Origin of the sequence: Citrobacter sp. RHBSTW-00524 (assembly GCF_013747755.1) — a bacterium.
In the GTDB taxonomy this organism is placed as follows: Bacteria; Pseudomonadota; Gammaproteobacteria; order Enterobacterales; family Enterobacteriaceae; genus Citrobacter; species Citrobacter braakii.
Map to the genome: position 1 here is coordinate 1,493,608 of NZ_CP056421.1, position 15,248 is coordinate 1,508,855.

The 15,248-nt window shown below is 51.9% G+C and carries 15 protein-coding genes; 10 read left to right on the forward strand and 5 right to left on the reverse strand.

Annotated elements, in window-relative coordinates:
* Window positions 1-57 precede the first annotated feature (57 nt).
* Window positions 58-1,374: an anaerobic C4-dicarboxylate transporter family protein gene (locus HV229_RS07090; protein WP_016153937.1), complete on the forward strand. Its 1,317-nt coding sequence runs from the start codon at window positions 58-60 to the stop codon at window positions 1,372-1,374.
* A 121-nt stretch (window positions 1,375-1,495) separates the two neighbouring features.
* Here HV229_RS07090 and HV229_RS07095 read toward each other — a convergent pair whose 3' ends face one another.
* A complete protein-coding gene (locus tag HV229_RS07095; protein ID WP_016153936.1) occupies window positions 1,496-2,812 on the reverse strand; it encodes an anaerobic C4-dicarboxylate transporter family protein in 1,317 nt (438 codons plus the stop codon).
* A gap of 144 nt (window positions 2,813-2,956) precedes the next feature.
* Here HV229_RS07095 and HV229_RS07100 point away from each other — a divergent pair, with 144 nt between their 5' ends.
* The 7 genes from HV229_RS07100 to cysM all read left to right on the forward strand — a co-directional run bounded on the left by HV229_RS07100 (window position 2,957) and on the right by cysM (window position 9,578).
* On the forward strand, window positions 2,957-3,613 hold the full coding sequence (locus tag HV229_RS07100) for an FCD domain-containing protein (RefSeq protein WP_016153935.1): 657 nt from the start codon (window positions 2,957-2,959) through the stop codon (window positions 3,611-3,613).
* Between the two features lie 174 nt (window positions 3,614-3,787).
* Window positions 3,788-4,579, forward strand: coding sequence for an SDR family oxidoreductase UcpA (ucpA, locus tag HV229_RS07105; protein ID WP_016153934.1), 792 nt, complete (start codon window positions 3,788-3,790; stop codon window positions 4,577-4,579).
* 156 nt (window positions 4,580-4,735) lie between these two features.
* The gene (locus tag HV229_RS07110) at window positions 4,736-5,752 is read left to right on the forward strand and encodes a sulfate ABC transporter substrate-binding protein (RefSeq protein ID WP_016153933.1); all 1,017 of its coding nucleotides are present in this window, start codon (window positions 4,736-4,738) and stop codon (window positions 5,750-5,752) included.
* Window positions 5,753-6,586, forward strand: coding sequence for a sulfate/thiosulfate ABC transporter permease CysT (gene cysT, locus HV229_RS07115; RefSeq protein WP_003038061.1), 834 nt, complete (start codon window positions 5,753-5,755; stop codon window positions 6,584-6,586).
* On the forward strand, window positions 6,586-7,461 hold the full coding sequence (gene cysW / locus HV229_RS07120; protein ID WP_016153932.1) for a sulfate/thiosulfate ABC transporter permease CysW: 876 nt from the start codon (window positions 6,586-6,588) through the stop codon (window positions 7,459-7,461). The genes cysT and cysW overlap by 1 nt, the downstream gene beginning before the upstream one ends.
* On the forward strand, window positions 7,451-8,548 hold the full coding sequence (gene cysA, locus HV229_RS07125; protein WP_016153931.1) for a sulfate/thiosulfate ABC transporter ATP-binding protein CysA: 1,098 nt from the start codon (window positions 7,451-7,453) through the stop codon (window positions 8,546-8,548). Before cysW ends, cysA begins: the two co-directional genes overlap by 11 nt.
* Before the next feature lie 118 nt (window positions 8,549-8,666).
* A complete protein-coding gene (gene cysM / locus HV229_RS07130; protein WP_016153930.1) occupies window positions 8,667-9,578 on the forward strand; it encodes a cysteine synthase CysM in 912 nt (303 codons plus the stop codon).
* A gap of 91 nt (window positions 9,579-9,669) precedes the next feature.
* Here the strand turns inward: cysM and HV229_RS07135 are convergent, their stop codons facing one another.
* Together HV229_RS07135 and ptsJ are read right to left on the reverse strand one after the other, a co-directional pair.
* Window positions 9,670-10,386 (reverse strand): type 1 glutamine amidotransferase, encoded by a 717-nt coding sequence (locus HV229_RS07135; RefSeq protein WP_047358216.1) that lies wholly within the window; start codon window positions 10,384-10,386, stop codon window positions 9,670-9,672.
* A 13-nt stretch (window positions 10,387-10,399) separates the two neighbouring features.
* On the reverse strand, window positions 10,400-11,692 hold the full coding sequence (gene ptsJ / locus HV229_RS07140) for a transcriptional regulator PtsJ (RefSeq protein WP_181547152.1): 1,293 nt from the start codon (window positions 11,690-11,692) through the stop codon (window positions 10,400-10,402).
* 82 nt (window positions 11,693-11,774) lie between these two features.
* On the opposite strand from ptsJ, the gene pdxK reads away from it, so the two are divergent.
* Together pdxK and HV229_RS07150 are read left to right on the forward strand one after the other, a co-directional pair.
* Window positions 11,775-12,641 (forward strand): pyridoxine/pyridoxal/pyridoxamine kinase, encoded by an 867-nt coding sequence (gene pdxK / locus HV229_RS07145; RefSeq protein ID WP_046274446.1) that lies wholly within the window; start codon window positions 11,775-11,777, stop codon window positions 12,639-12,641.
* A complete protein-coding gene (locus HV229_RS07150) occupies window positions 12,638-12,877 on the forward strand; it encodes a hypothetical protein (protein WP_016153926.1) in 240 nt (79 codons plus the stop codon). Before pdxK ends, HV229_RS07150 begins: the two co-directional genes overlap by 4 nt.
* A 77-nt stretch (window positions 12,878-12,954) precedes the next feature.
* On the opposite strand, the gene crr is transcribed toward HV229_RS07150, so the two are convergent.
* A complete protein-coding gene (crr, locus tag HV229_RS07155; RefSeq protein ID WP_000522253.1) occupies window positions 12,955-13,464 on the reverse strand; it encodes a PTS glucose transporter subunit IIA in 510 nt (169 codons plus the stop codon).
* 40 nt (window positions 13,465-13,504) lie between these two features.
* A complete protein-coding gene (gene ptsI, locus HV229_RS07160; protein WP_016153925.1) occupies window positions 13,505-15,232 on the reverse strand; it encodes a phosphoenolpyruvate-protein phosphotransferase PtsI in 1,728 nt (575 codons plus the stop codon).
* Window positions 15,233-15,248: the final 16 nt, after the last annotated feature.

Consider the following 15,248-nt stretch of genomic DNA (forward strand, 5'->3'; position numbering starts at 1 on the left):
AGCATAGTAATTAATATCTCCCGGATGCAATATCCGGGAGACGCTTTGAGGTGAAAAATGGATGCTTTATTTTTTATACAATTATTTATTGTACTCGCCTGTATTGGTATAGGCGGGCGTTATGGCGGAATGGGGCTGGGTGCTGGTGGAGGACTTGGTGTTGCAATATTAGTTCTGGGTTTTGGACTAAAACCCTCCGCACCATCTATTACTGCAATGCTAATTATTATTTGTGTGATTGGCGCTGTCAGCGTATTACAGGCCGCTGGTGGGCTTGATTATCTTGTGCGCGTGGCTGAAAAATTACTCCGTAAAAAACCACAGGCAATTACTTTTGTTGCCCCCATATTAACTTCCATATTTACGTTATTCTGTGGGACTACTTACGTTGCTTTCTCTTTGTATCCGGTTGTCGCTGAAGTAGCTGCTGAAGCAAAGGTCCGTCCGGAGCGAGCGTTGTCCGCAACGGTTATTGCGGCCAGTGTCGCGGTTGCTGCCAGTCCGATGAGTGCGGCAACCGCGGGGATGCTGGCTATTCTGCATGAATATGCCGGGATTAGCCTTGGGCAAATACTGACGATTGCTCTCCCATCATTCTTTATGGCAGCTATTGTTACCAGCTTTTCTGTTTATAAACGCGGAAAAGAGCTGGAGGATGATCCGGAATTCCAGAGGAGAGTTGCTGCTGGCGAATATGAGTTCATGCATACTGAGCAGAAAAAAGAATTTGTTGCTTCAGCTGGCGCTAAAAAAGGTGTCGTTATCTTTGCGATTGGTGTGGTACTGGTACTTATTTTAGGTTCTTTTACTGAGTTACTCCCTTCCTGGGATGGAAAAAGACTGTCAACCCCAATGGTTATTCAGATGGTCATGTTGACAGCCGCGTTGTTTATTATGATTGTCAGTAAAGTACCAAGTAGTACCTTGAATAGCGGCTCAGTCTTCCGTGCAGGTTTGATGGGAGTGGTAGCAATACTCGGTGTTTCATGGATGACGGCGACGTTTTTTGATGCCTATCAGCCAGAACTGATTAAGGTTTTTGGTGGTATTGTCAATGATGCACCAATGCTATTTGGTGTGGTTGTATTCTTGTTCTCGCTGGTCATTATGAGCCCGGCGGCGACGGTAGCCGCCATCATGCCACTCGGTGTTACCTTAGGTATTCCAGCCCCGTTTCTTATCGCTATTTTTGCTTGTACCTGTGGTGACTTTATTATACCTGGAGCAAATCAAATCGGCTGTGTTGCATTTGATCGAACAGGTACCACAAAGATTGGACGCTTTGTTGTCAACCATAGCTATATTCGTCCGGGCTTTGTGATGGTTATCTCTCAGGTAATTTTTGCTTATCTCATTGCTCAGGTTGTTCTGTAAAGTACATTCTATGGAAAATTGCAGTGGTGCTATTCAGAAGTGAGTACCAGGCATCCTCTCTGAATTCATTCAGGGAGGATGCCATGAAGAAAAGGTTTACCACAATTAAATTGCTCTCTCACTACATCAGCATTTTGGAAAAAAGGAAGCAAAAAAGAGTTGATGCTACAACGGTGACAAGACCAGGTAGCATGTAGCTGTGATTAACCACATACTTGCCAATTCTAGTTGTCCCGGTACGATCAAACGCCACACAGCCAATCTGTGCCCCCCCTGGAATAATGAATGATCCACAAGTCAGCGGGAGCAGGGCGACCAGGGTTTCTGCCGGATATCCCATTAACACGCCAGCGGGGAGTAGCGCTACAGCAGTCGCTGCGGGGCTATAAATTACGGCTGAAAGACCAAAAACAATAATGCCGAACAAGACTGGATTCTGGAAACCGTGGAAAGCCGTGTTAAATAATTCGTGCCATGCCTCAAAAAAGGAGTTCATCATCCATGACAGACCAAATATGGCGACAACACCCACAAGACCTGCTTTAAAGACAGAACCTGAATCGAGTTTTGACGGAGAAATTCGACATACCATCATAATAATACATGCTGTTGTCAGCATAACTATTTGCAGCGTGGTAGGGATACTCATACGCTCCATTCCGGTACCGTTATTCCACTCAGGACGTAATTCAGGAATTGAACCCATAAGAACGACCAGAATGATACCGGTAAGGAAAATCAGCAATCCTCTCTTCGCCTCTTTTGTCACTATATTGGCTGTTCGCTCTTCAGCTTTTACTGATTCAAACTCACCTTCAGCAACCCTGCGTTGGAATTCCGGATCATTTTTAAGCTCATGACCTCTTTTAAAGACGAACAGGCAGCCGACAACGCAGCCAAGGAACGTTCCGGGAACGGTGACTAACAAGATATCTAAAGCAGAGACATGTAATCCAGCAAGGACAGCAATTGTCCCTGTAACGACCGCACTGACCGGGCTGGCAATAAGCCCAAAATTGGCAGCGATTACTGACATCGACATGGCCCTCTCTGGCCGTACCCTGGCATCTGCTGCAATTTCAGCAATGACTGGATAAACCGAAAAGGCAACATATCCTGTTCCGCAGATAGCAGTAAAAAGGTAAGCGACTGCGGGGCCGAGGAAAGTGATCGCGCCCGGCCACTTTCTGAGGATCCGTTCTGCCATCGTAACGAATAAATCAAGCCCGCCAGCCGCCTGGAGGATTGTGATGCAAGTGATAACCGCAAGGATAATAGAAATAACAGTGAAAGGAGGTGAGTCGGGAGGGAGTCCAAAACCAAAAGTCAGGATAGCGAGTCCTAACCCGCCAGCAGCCCCCAGGCCAATCCCACCAAAACGCCCACCTATACCGATACATATAAGTACTATCGCAAACTGAGTTACGAATAACACCATAATTAATTCCTTTTTATTAACAAATGGCTTGGTATAATTTGAATAATAGGGGCTATAATCTTACCATAACAGTATATTAAGCAATCTAACTTATTAGATTATTTATACTCATCAGTTTTGCAGCACTTTAATCCGAGAGTGTTTATGGATAACAAAAACGAACTGTTTGAAAGTATTAAAAATTATCTGCTTGATGATGCTAACCGCAATGCTGATGGTCGCATTGAAACTGAAACTGAGCTTGCCGTTCGTTTTAATACATCAAGATATAAAGTTCGTCAGGCGCTCAGCACACTGGTACAGATGGGAATGTTGGAACGATCTCCTCGTCGTGGCAGCGTCTTGAAGAATTTGGAACAGCACAACATAAATCACCAGTTGTTAATGCAGTTTGATTTGTCTGGGTTTGATATCACAGAATTTACAGAGGCAAGGATCCTGATTGAGTGCGCGATTATCCCTCTGGCAACGCGTAGAATTTTTCCGGCGATGCTCTCCAAACTTGAAAATGAGCTAAGGCTTATTGAAGAGAATGCGGATAACCCCCAGGTGGCCGATCGTCACGATAGAGATTTTCATTTGCTCTTGCTACAGGCGAGTGGCAACCGGGTGCTGCAGGTTTTCTCTGATGTCCTCATTACTTATTTTGAGAAAACAAGGGAGTCGTTACCTGCGAACGATCGTCAGTATTTTCTTGATACGGCGGCAAAACAGAGGGAAATACTGCTTCATATTAAAAAAGGGGATGCGCAGATGGCATCGGAGTTGATGAGAGCACATTTGCTGGAAAAACGGCTGTAAGTCTTCTGTTAACCTGGTCAGAGCATGTTTACTATTGGGTCCCCGCAATGCCGGGGATTTTTTTTACCTGAGATTAACCTGATTTAGTGAGCTATTCCTCAGCACTTATTTGTTATTGCTGTATCTTCTGCGTGAATGAAGCGAATGCTTCATATTCAAAAGGAGAATATTGAAATGGGAAAACTCACGGGCAAAACAGCATTGATTACGGGCGCATCTCAGGGTATTGGCGAAGGGATCGCCAGAACATTTGCCCGCCATGGCGCGAACCTAATCCTGCTGGATATCTCCGATGAGATTGAAAAACTGGCGGATGAGTTGGCTGGGCGCGGGCACCGTTGCACCGCCGTTCACGCTGACGTCAGAGATTTTGCGTCGGTCACGGAAGCGGTAAAACGCGCGAAGAAGATTGAAGGCAAAATCGATATTCTGGTCAACAATGCGGGCGTATGTCGCCTCGGCAACTTCCTTGATATGAGCGATGAAGATCGCGATTTCCACATTGATATCAACATTAAAGGCGTCTGGAACGTGACGAAAGCCGTTCTGCCGGAGATGATTGCGCGCAAAGACGGGCGCATCGTGATGATGTCCTCTGTGACCGGCGATATGGTTGCCGATCCGGGCGAAACGGCCTACGCGCTGTCGAAAGCCGCAATCATCGGTTTGACCAAATCTCTGGCGGTGGAATACGCGCAGTCCGGCATTCGCGTTAATGCCATTTGCCCGGGCTACGTTCGTACGCCGATGGCGGAAAATATCGCTCGTCAGTCTAATCCGGAGGATCCTGAATCCGTATTAGTCGAAATGGCAAAAGCGATCCCGATGCGCCGCTTGGCCTGCCCACTTGAGGTTGGTGAACTGGCGGCATTCCTGGCGTCGGATGAGTCCAGTTACTTGACTGGCACGCAAAACGTGATTGATGGTGGCAGCACCCTGCCTGAAAGCGTTAGCGTCGGCGTCTGATTGATGCCGGTCTCCTCCCCGTGCGCTGGGGAGGAGGTACCCTTATTCTCTTTTCAACTTTCAAATCATCAAACGGTATATAAAACCGTTACTCCTTTAGCACTGGTTATAAATATGATGACCATAAGAAAGTCATTAAATTTATAAGGGTGCGCAATGGCCGTTAACTTACTGAAAAAAAGAACCCTGACGCTGGCAGCAATGCTGCTGCTGGTGGGTCAGGCGCAGGCAACGGAGCTGCTGAACAGTTCATACGATGTCTCTCGCGAGCTGTTTGCCGCCCTTAACCCGCCGTTTGAACAGCAATGGGCGAAGGATAACGGCGGTGACAAACTGACGATTAAACAATCTCATGCCGGGTCATCAAAACAGGCGCTGGCGATTCTGCAGGGGCTGAAAGCCGATGTGGTGACCTATAACCAGGTGACCGATGTGCAGATCCTGCATGACAAAGGCAAGCTGATCCCGGCCGACTGGCAAAGCCGTCTGCCGAATAACAGTTCGCCATTCTATTCCACCATGGCGTTTTTGGTGCGTAAGGGTAATCCGAAGAATATCCACGAATGGAACGACCTGGTTCGCCCGGACGTGAAACTGATTTTCCCGAATCCGAAAACCTCCGGTAACGCGCGTTATACCTATCTGGCTGCGTGGGGCGCGGCAGATAAAGCGGATGGTGGGGATAAAGCCAAAACTGAACAGTTCATGACCCAGTTTCTGAAAAACGTGGAAGTGTTTGATACCGGCGGTCGCGGGGCAACCACCACATTCGTGGAACGCGGCCTGGGCGATGTGCTGATCACCTTTGAATCAGAAGTGAACAACATCCGTAAACAGTATGAAGACCAGGGCTTCGAAGTGGTGGTGCCGAAGGTCAACATTCTGGCGGAGTTCCCGGTGGCCTGGGTAGATAAAAATGTGCAGGCTAACGGTACTGAAAAAGCGGCAAAAGCTTACCTGAACTGGCTGTATAGCCCGCAGGCGCAAACCATCATTACCGATTTCTACTACCGCGTGAATAACCCGCAGGTGATGGACAAACTGCAGGATAAATTCCCGCAGACCGAACTTTTCCGCGTGGAAGACAGGTTTGGCTCGTGGCCTGAGGTAATGAAAACGCACTTTGTCAGCGGCGGTGAGTTGGACAAACTGTTGGCGGCGGGGCGTAAGTAAATGTTTGCTGTTTCTTCCCGACGCGTACTGCCCGGCTTCACCTTGAGCTTGGGCACCAGCTTACTGTTTGTCTGCCTGATTTTGCTGCTGCCGCTTAGCGCGCTGGTGATGCAATTGGCGCAAATGAGCTGGGCGCAATACTGGGATGTGATTACCAACCCGCAGGTGGTGGCGGCTTATAAAGTGACGCTGCTGTCGGCGTTTGTGGCGTCGATTTTTAACGGCGTGTTTGGTTTGCTGATGGCGTGGATCTTAACCCGCTATCGCTTTCCGGGCCGTACGCTGCTGGATGCGCTGATGGATCTGCCGTTTGCGCTGCCTACGGCGGTAGCAGGTCTGACGCTGGCATCGCTGTTTTCGGTCAACGGTTTCTACGGCGAGTGGCTGGCGAAGCTGGATATTAAAGTGACCTACACCTGGCTTGGCATTGCGGTGGCGATGGCTTTTACCAGCATTCCATTCGTGGTGCGTACCGTGCAGCCGGTGCTGGAAGAGTTAGGTCCGGAGTATGAAGAAGCGGCGGAAACGCTCGGCGCTACGCGCTGGCAGAGCTTTCGTAAAGTGGTACTGCCGGAGCTGTCTCCCGCGCTAGTCGCGGGCGTTGCGCTCTCGTTTACCCGCAGCCTCGGTGAGTTTGGCGCGGTTATCTTTATCGCCGGAAACATCGCATGGAAAACGGAAGTGACCTCGCTGATGATTTTTGTTCGTTTGCAGGAGTTTGACTACCCGGCCGCCAGCGCGATTGCATCTGTGATCCTCGGGGCTTCGTTGCTGCTGCTGTTTTCAATTAACACCCTGCAAAGTCGCTTTGGTCGACGCGTGGTAGGTCACTGATGGCAGACATTACCCAATTGAAACGTTATGGCGCACCCCGCATCAACTGGGGGAAATGGTTTCTGATCGGCACGGGCATGCTGGTATCCGCCTTTATTTTGCTGGTGCCGATGGTTTACATCTTCGTGCAGGCGTTCAGCAAGGGGTTGATGCCGGTATTACACAACCTGGCTGATCCGGACATGCTGCACGCCATCTGGCTGACGGTGCTGATTGCGCTGATTGCGGTGCCGGTGAACCTGGTGTTTGGCGTGTTACTGGCCTGGCTGGTGACCCGCTTTAACTTCCCTGGACGCCAGTTGTTGCTCACGTTACTGGATATTCCATTTGCCGTTTCACCAGTGGTCGCTGGCCTGGTCTATCTGCTGTTTTACGGCTCTAACGGCCCGCTTGGCGGATGGCTGGATGAACACAACCTGCAAATTATGTTTGCCTGGCCGGGAATGGTGCTGGTGACGGTGTTCGTGACCTGTCCGTTTGTGGTGCGCGAACTGGTGCCGGTGATGTTAAGCCAGGGCAGCCATGAAGATGAGGCGGCGGTTCTGCTTGGCGCCTCCGGCTGGCAAATGTTCCGTCGCGTTACGCTGCCGAATATCCGTTGGGCATTGCTGTACGGCGTGGTGCTGACCAACGCCCGTGCGATTGGCGAGTTCGGCGCGGTATCGGTGGTTTCTGGCTCGATTCGCGGTGAAACCTTGTCTTTGCCGTTACAGATTGAATTACTGGAGCAGGACTACAACACAGTCGGCTCCTTTACCGCCGCGGCGCTATTAACGCTGATGGCGATTATTACCCTGTTTTTGAAGAGCATGTTGCAATGGCGCCTGGAAAACCAGGAGAAACGCGCGCAGCAGGAGGAAAATCATGAGCATTGAGATTGCCAATATTAAGAAGTCTTTTGGTCGCACCCAGGTGCTGAACGATATCTCGCTGGATATTCCTTCAGGTCAGATGGTCGCCCTGTTGGGGCCTTCTGGATCGGGCAAAACCACGCTGCTGCGCATCATCGCCGGGCTGGAGCATCAGTCCAGCGGGCATATCCGTTTCCACGGCACTGACGTCAGTCGTTTGCACGCCCGCGACCGTAAGGTGGGGTTCGTGTTTCAGCACTATGCGCTGTTTCGTCATATGACTGTTTTCGACAATATCGCTTTTGGTCTGACTGTTCTGCCACGGCGGGAGCGCCCGAATGCGGCAACGATCAAAGCAAAAGTGACCAAACTGCTGGAGATGGTTCAACTGGCTCATCTGGCGGACCGTTTCCCGGCACAGCTTTCCGGGGGGCAAAAGCAGCGCGTGGCGTTGGCGCGTGCGCTGGCGGTAGAGCCGCAGATCTTGTTGCTCGACGAGCCGTTTGGCGCGCTCGATGCTCAGGTGCGTAAAGAACTGCGTCGCTGGCTACGTCAGTTGCATGAAGAGCTGAAGTTCACCAGCGTGTTTGTTACCCACGATCAGGAAGAAGCGACGGAAGTCGCAGACCGCGTGGTGGTGATGAGCCAGGGTCATATCGAGCAGGCCGATGCGCCCGATCAGGTATGGCGCGAACCGGCTACCCGTTTTGTCCTGGAATTTATGGGTGAAGTTAACCGCCTGCAAGGGACGATTCGCGGTGGACAATTCCACGTGGGCGCACATCGCTGGCCGTTGGGCTATACGCCTGGCTATCAGGGCCCGGTGGATCTGTTCCTGCGTCCGTGGGAAGTGGATGTCAGCCGCCGTACCAGTCTGGATTCGCCGTTGCCGGTACAGGTGCTGGAAGCCAGTCCGAAAGGACACTACACCCAATTAGTTGTGCAACCCTTGGGGTGGTATAACGAACCGCTGACGGTGATTATGCAGGGCGATGATTCCCCGAACCGCGGCGAACGTCTGTTTGTTGGGCTGCAAAATGCGCGTTTGTATAATGGCGACCAGCGTATTGAAACGCGTGAAGAGGAACTTGCCCTGGCGCAAAGTGCCTGATAGGTTAATTCGTATAGTTATCATCCGGTGGCGCTGCGCTTACCGGGCTTAACGGGTGGTGCATGACCTGTAAGCCGGGTAAGCGCAGCGCCACCCGGCATTTTATTGAGCTGAAAACGTGAACACATTAGAACAAACAATTGGCAATACGCCTCTGGTGAAATTACAACGTCTGACGGCGGATAACGGCAGTGAAATTTGGGTCAAGCTGGAAGGCAATAATCCCGCAGGTTCGGTGAAAGACCGCGCGGCGTTGTCGATGATCGTTGAAGCGGAAAAGCGCGGGGAAATTCAGCCAGGCGACGTGCTGATTGAGGCCACCAGCGGTAATACGGGTATAGCGTTGGCGATGATTGCCGCGCTGAAAGGCTACCGCATGAAGCTCCTGATGCCAGACAACATGAGCCAGGAGCGACGTGCGGCGATGCGTGCTTACGGGGCTGAACTGGTTCTGGTGACCAAAGAGCAGGGGATGGAAGGGGCGCGTGATTTAGCCCTTGAGATGGCGCAGCGCGGAGAAGGTAAACTTCTCGATCAGTTTAATAATCCTGATAACCCGTATGCGCACTACACGACTACCGGACCCGAAATCTGGCAGCAGACGTCAGGCCGTATTACCCATTTCGTCTCCAGCATGGGGACGACTGGCACCATTACCGGCGTATCGCGTTTTCTGCGTGAACAGGACAAACCCGTCACCATCGTTGGCCTGCAGCCGGAAGAAGGCAGTAGTATTCCGGGCATTCGTCGCTGGCCAGCGGAATATATGCCGGGCATTTTCAACGCCTCGCTGGTGGATGAGGTGCTGGATATTCATCAGAACGATGCGGAAAACACCATGCGTGAACTGGCCGTTCGCGAAGGGATTTTTTGCGGAGTGAGTTCTGGCGGCGCGGTTGCGGGCGCGTTACGCGTGGCGCGCGCGACACCGGGGGCGGTGGTGGTGGCGATTATCTGCGATCGCGGCGATCGCTACCTTTCCACCGGGGTCTTTGGCGAAGAGCATTTCAGCCAGGGATTAGGTATTTAATTTGTCGGCCTGATAAGCGTAGCGCTAGCAGGCAACCGTAAGGCAGGATCGCCGGATGACGACGCAAAGCGTCTTCTCCGGCCCGCACTGTTCAATCGTTACGTTTTTCTACCAACTTATCAAGGAATTGCCACAGCGTCTCATTCATCTGCTGGTAATCCCAGGTGCGCATCTCTTCAACAGCGCGAATAAAGCGTTTCCCTTTCGCTTCGGCCAGTTCTTGCGCAGAGTGCTGAATTAATCCTTCGACCGCTTCGGCGGTAAACTCCATATGGCACTGAAAACCATAGACGAAATTACCGTATTGTACGATTTGTCGCGGACATCCCTCGCTTGTGGCAAGAATTGTCGCCTGGTCGGTCAATCCCGGCATGTCATTGTGCCAGTGACCCACGTTGAGCGGTGAGCCGAAATGGCTGAACAACGGATGCTGTTGGCCTGCCTCGGTCAGGGCGATCGGATAGTGACCAATCTCTTTTTCCGGGCTTTGGCACACCTTCGCGCCCAGTGCTTCGCCGATTAACTGCGACCCCAAACAGATCCCCACCACGATTTTTCGTGCCGCAATCGCCTGGTTTATCAGATGTTGCTCTGCCTGAGAGTCAAAGTATGGGCACTCTGCGAGCGTGGTGCGGGGTGACTGCGGCCCACCAAATACCACCAGCATATCGAAGCCATCGGCATTAGCAGGAACAGTTTCTCCGGCGTAAACGCGCGACCAACTGATGGTATAGCCGCGTGATTCGGCCCACGGCAGGTACGCGCCAGCAGATTCGAAAGACTCATGAATAACAAAATGAACTCGCACTTTTTCTCTCCTGTTAGCGCTTTAGCGCCTGATGGATATCAGTCGCTAGCTTATCAATGCCGCTGTCTGCTAATGTTGACAGCGTAATGCGCAGGCCATGCGCAGGCGTATTGACGCCAAACACTTCGCCTTCACGTACCAGCCAGCCGGACTTTGCCAGCGCAAAAGCGATCGCCTGGCTGTTATCTTCTAGCGGCAGCCACAGATTAAGACCGTCGCAGTCGGGCAGCGTAATGCCATGAAGCCGCAGAGCCGCTGTCAGCTTTTGCTGCTGGGCGGCGTAAAACTGCTGAGTTTGCGCCAGCGTGTGTTGATAAGTCTCGTCACTCAGGCAGGCGCAGGCCAGATCCTGCAGCAGATGGCTGACCCACTGACTGCCGGCGTTAAGCCGTAAACGCAGTTTCGCGGAAGTGAGTGGATCGCTGGCGACGATGGCCAGGCGTAAATCCGGGCCTAAAGTTTTCGACATTGAGCGGACAATCGCCCAGTGCGTTGTTTCCTTCGCAATCACCGGATACCAACGGCATGCGGACAGCAGCGCAAAGTGGTCGTCGACGATCACCAGCGTCTGGGGATAGCGGGCCAGGATTTCCTGCAATTGCGCCGCGCGGGATGCGCTCAGACTGCATCCTGTCGGATTATGGGCGCGCGGCGTCAGAATCACCGCCCGCGCGCCTTTCTGTAGCGCGATTTCCAGCATGTCTGGCTGCATGCCTTCGCTGTCAACGTTGACCGGACTGGCGGAGAATCCGGCATAACGCAGCATGTTGATGCTGCTCAAAAAGCATGGATCTTCTACCACAACGCTGTCGCCAGGCAGTAAATGGGCGCACAGTAGGCGCTCAATGGCATCAATGGCGCCGCTGGTGATATCAATTTCTCCCGTGGCTGGCATCGCATCTTGCATCCATTGCGCGGCCCACGCCTCAAGGCCGGGTGATACAGCGGTATCACCGTACAAACGAGGATTCTTATTTATTTGCGCGAAATAACGGCTGAGGTCGGGAAGACGCGCGGGGGCTGGATTACCGCCGGAAAGATCGATAAGCGCGGTATCCGGATTGCCGCCTTCCAGCGCAACGGGGGCTGAAATCCCCTTGATTACCGTGCCGTTACGTCCCTGGCTTTGTGCTAGCCCGGAGGTGACCAGGCGTTTATAAGCCGCCGCGACAGTATTACGGTTAACGTTCAATGCTGTTGCCAGTTCACGCACCGGCGGCAACGTTTCTCCTGCTGCCAACGTGCCTGTAGCGACATGTTGACGAATACTGTCAAAAATTTCGTTAGCGGTTTTTCCGTCGATCATTATTGACCTATGACAAAATGAATTTTAGCATATGACGATAATAGTGAGGCGTAAGCCCGCTGTCCAGCGAGAGGAGAAATTTATGGAGCAGGGGAGTGATATTCAGTCAGTGCTCTTCGGCGACAAGCATCGGGCGTTACAGACCGATATCGTCGCCGTCCAGTCACAGGTGGTCTATGGCAGCGTAGGCAATAGCATCGCCGTTCCGGCCATTAAAGCGCAGGGATTACGCGTGACGGCAGTGCCAACGGTGCTGTTCAGCAATACCCCGCATTATGAAACATTTTACGGCGGCGTTATTCCGGCCGACTGGTTTAGCGGGTATCTCCGCGCCTTGAATGAGCGTGAAGCTTTGCGCGAGCTGAAGGCGGTGACTACAGGCTATATGGGCAGTGCAGAGCAAATCGCTCTGTTAGCACAGTGGCTGGAAACGGTGCGGGCTACGCATCCGGCAGTGTGCATTTTGGTCGACCCGGTGATTGGCGATACGGACAGCGGTATGTATGTAAAAGCTGAAATTCCGCAGGCCTACCGTCAGCACCTGCTGCCGCTGGCTCAGGGACTGACGCCGAACGTGTTTGAACTGCAAATGCTGAGCGGAAAGCCGTGTCGTACGCTTGATGAAGCCATCACGGCGGCGCAATCGCTGCTTACCGAAACGCTGAAATGGGTGGTGATCACCAGCGCGCCGGGGGATAGCGAAGATATTATTAACGTGGCGGTAGTGACGGCTGAAACGGTTGAGGTGTTCGCTCATCCACGGGTTAAAACGGATCTGAAGGGAACTGGCGATCTGTTTTGTGCTGAACTGGTGAGCGGTATTGTGCTGGGTAAAGCGCTGACAACCGCGACGCACGATGCAGCACAGCGCGTACTGGAAGTGATGAAATGGACCAATCTGTGCGGTTGTGATGAGTTAATTCTGCCACCGGCAGGGGAGGCGCGATGAAGAGTTACCGGCTGGTGGTTCGCCAGAATGGGCGTATGGTTGGACATTTTGACACCAGCGGGGCAACGGCGCTGGAAGATATCTGTGTGGCGCGGGCCATGTTTGGCATCGCGGGTGGCTACAATTGTGAACTGTTAGTGGCGGATTCGGAGCGACGGATGCTGGAAAGCGGGCCGGAAGGGATGAAAATCCTGATGCGCGAGGCGTGTTACCGACCGGTCACCTCACAAATTTAGCGTTATCCGGCAGATTTTGAGGTCTGCCAGATAAAAAAAATGGCGCCATCAGGCGCCATTCTTCTCTGCAGCAAGAATTACTTCTTGATGCGGATAACCGGAGTTTCACCCACTGTCACGCTACCGGACAGTTTGATCAGCTCTTTGATTTCGTCCATGTTGGAGATAACAACCGGAGTCAGGGTAGACTTGGCTTTTTCTTCCAGCAGCGGCAGATCGAATTCAATAACCGGGTCGCCCACTTTGACGCGCTGACCTTCTTCAGCGATGCGCTTAAAGCCTTCGCCTTTCAGTTCAACGGTATCAATACCGAAGTGAACAAACAGCTCAATGCCGCTGTCGGATTCGATAGAGAAAGCGTGGTTGGTTTCAAAGATTTTGCCGATGGTGCCATCAACAGGGGCGACCATTTTGTTACCGGTTGGTTTGATAGCGATGCCATCACCAACGATTTTTTCAGCAAAAACTACATCCGGCACGTCTTCGATGTTGACGATCTCGCCAGAGAGCGGAGCAACAATCTCAATAGTTCCGGTGTCTTTCTTATCATCAGAAACCAGAGATTTCAGTTTATCGAACAAACCCATGATCTTCTCCTAAGCAGTAAATTGGGCCGCATCTCGTGGATTAGCAGATTGTTTTTTCTTCAATGAACTTGTTAACCAGCGTCATTAACTCGTCCGTTGTCGGTTGAGCAAGAGCCTGCTCTGCTAACACCTTCGCATCTTCGAAGTTCGTGTTACGGATAATCTTCTTAATGCGCGGGATAGAAATGGCGCTCATAGAGAATTCGTCCAGACCCATCCCCAGCAACAGAAGTGTAGCACGTTCGTCGCCTGCAAGCTCACCACACATGCCAGTCCATTTGCCTTCCGCATGAGAAGCATCAATAACTTGCTTGATCAGCGTCAGCACAGATGGCGACATCGGTTGGTAAAGGTGTGAAATCATATCATTACCACGGTCAACTGCCAGGGTGTACTGCGTTAAATCATTGGTGCCGATACTAAAGAAATCAACTTCTTTGGCTAAATGACGCGCAATTGTTGCCGCTGCCGGTGTTTCCACCATCACGCCAATCTCAATGCTTTCGTCAAATGCTTTACCTTCGTCGCGCAGTTCCTGTTTGTAGATTTCGATCTCTTTGCGTAGTGCGCGCACTTCTTCAACAGAGATGATCATTGGGAACATGATGCGCAGTTTGCCGAAAGCAGAGGCGCGCAGGATAGCGCGAACCTGATCCCGCAGGATCTCTTTACGATCCATGGCGATACGTACGGCACGCCAGCCCAGGAACGGGTTCTCTTCTTTCGGGAAGTTCATGTACGGCAGCTCTTTATCGCCGCCGATGTCCATGGTACGGACGATGACCGCCTGAGAGCCACAGGCTTCAGCAACGGCTTTATACGCAGCAAACTGTTCTTCTTCAGTCGGCAGCGATTCACGGTCCATGAACAGGAATTCGGTGCGGTACAGACCAACACCTTCGGCGCCATTACGCTCAGCGCCTTCAACGTCACGAACGGTACCGATGTTGGCGCAAACTTCTACCTGATGTCCGTCCAGCGTGATAGCCGGGAGATCTTTCAGCTTAGCAAGTTCCGCTTTCTCGGTAGCAACCTGCTCCTGAACGGCGCGCAGTTGCTCAATAACTTCGTTGGTCGGATTGACGTAAACCTGGTTGTTTACGGCATCCAGAATCAGATAGTCGTCGTTTTTAACCTGAGAGGTGACGCTACCCGTACCTACGATGGCAGGCAGTTCCAGAGAACGCGCCATGATAGAAGTATGGGAAGTCCGTCCGCCCGCGTCGGTGATGAAACCCAGCACCTTGTTCAGGTTCAGCTGTGCGGTTTCTGACGGGGTCAGGTCTGCGGCTACCAGGATAACTTCTTCCTGAATAGCGCTCAGGTCGATAATAGCCAGACCCAGGATGTTACGCAGCAGGCGTTTACCGATGTCACGTACGTCAGCCGCACGTTCTTTCAGGTATTCATCATCCAGCTCTTCAAGGGCTGTGGCCTGACCTTCGATAACTTCATGCGCAGCTGCATCAGCCGTCATGTGCTTATCTTTAATCAGGGCTATGATTTCCTGCTCCAGCTCCTCATCTTCGAGCAGCATGATATGCCCTTCAAAGATGGCTTCTTTTTCTTCACCGAACGTTTCACCAGCTTTGGTTTTGATCGCTTCCAGTTGCGCAGATGCCTTGGCACGACCGCTCAGAAAACGTTCAACTTCCTGATCAACCTTGTCGGCAGAAATTTTTTTCCGGTCAATGACGATCTCGTCTTCTTTCAGCAGCAATGCTTTACCGAAAGCGATACCCGGGGATGCTAAAATGCCTGAAATCATAACCCTACCTTACTTG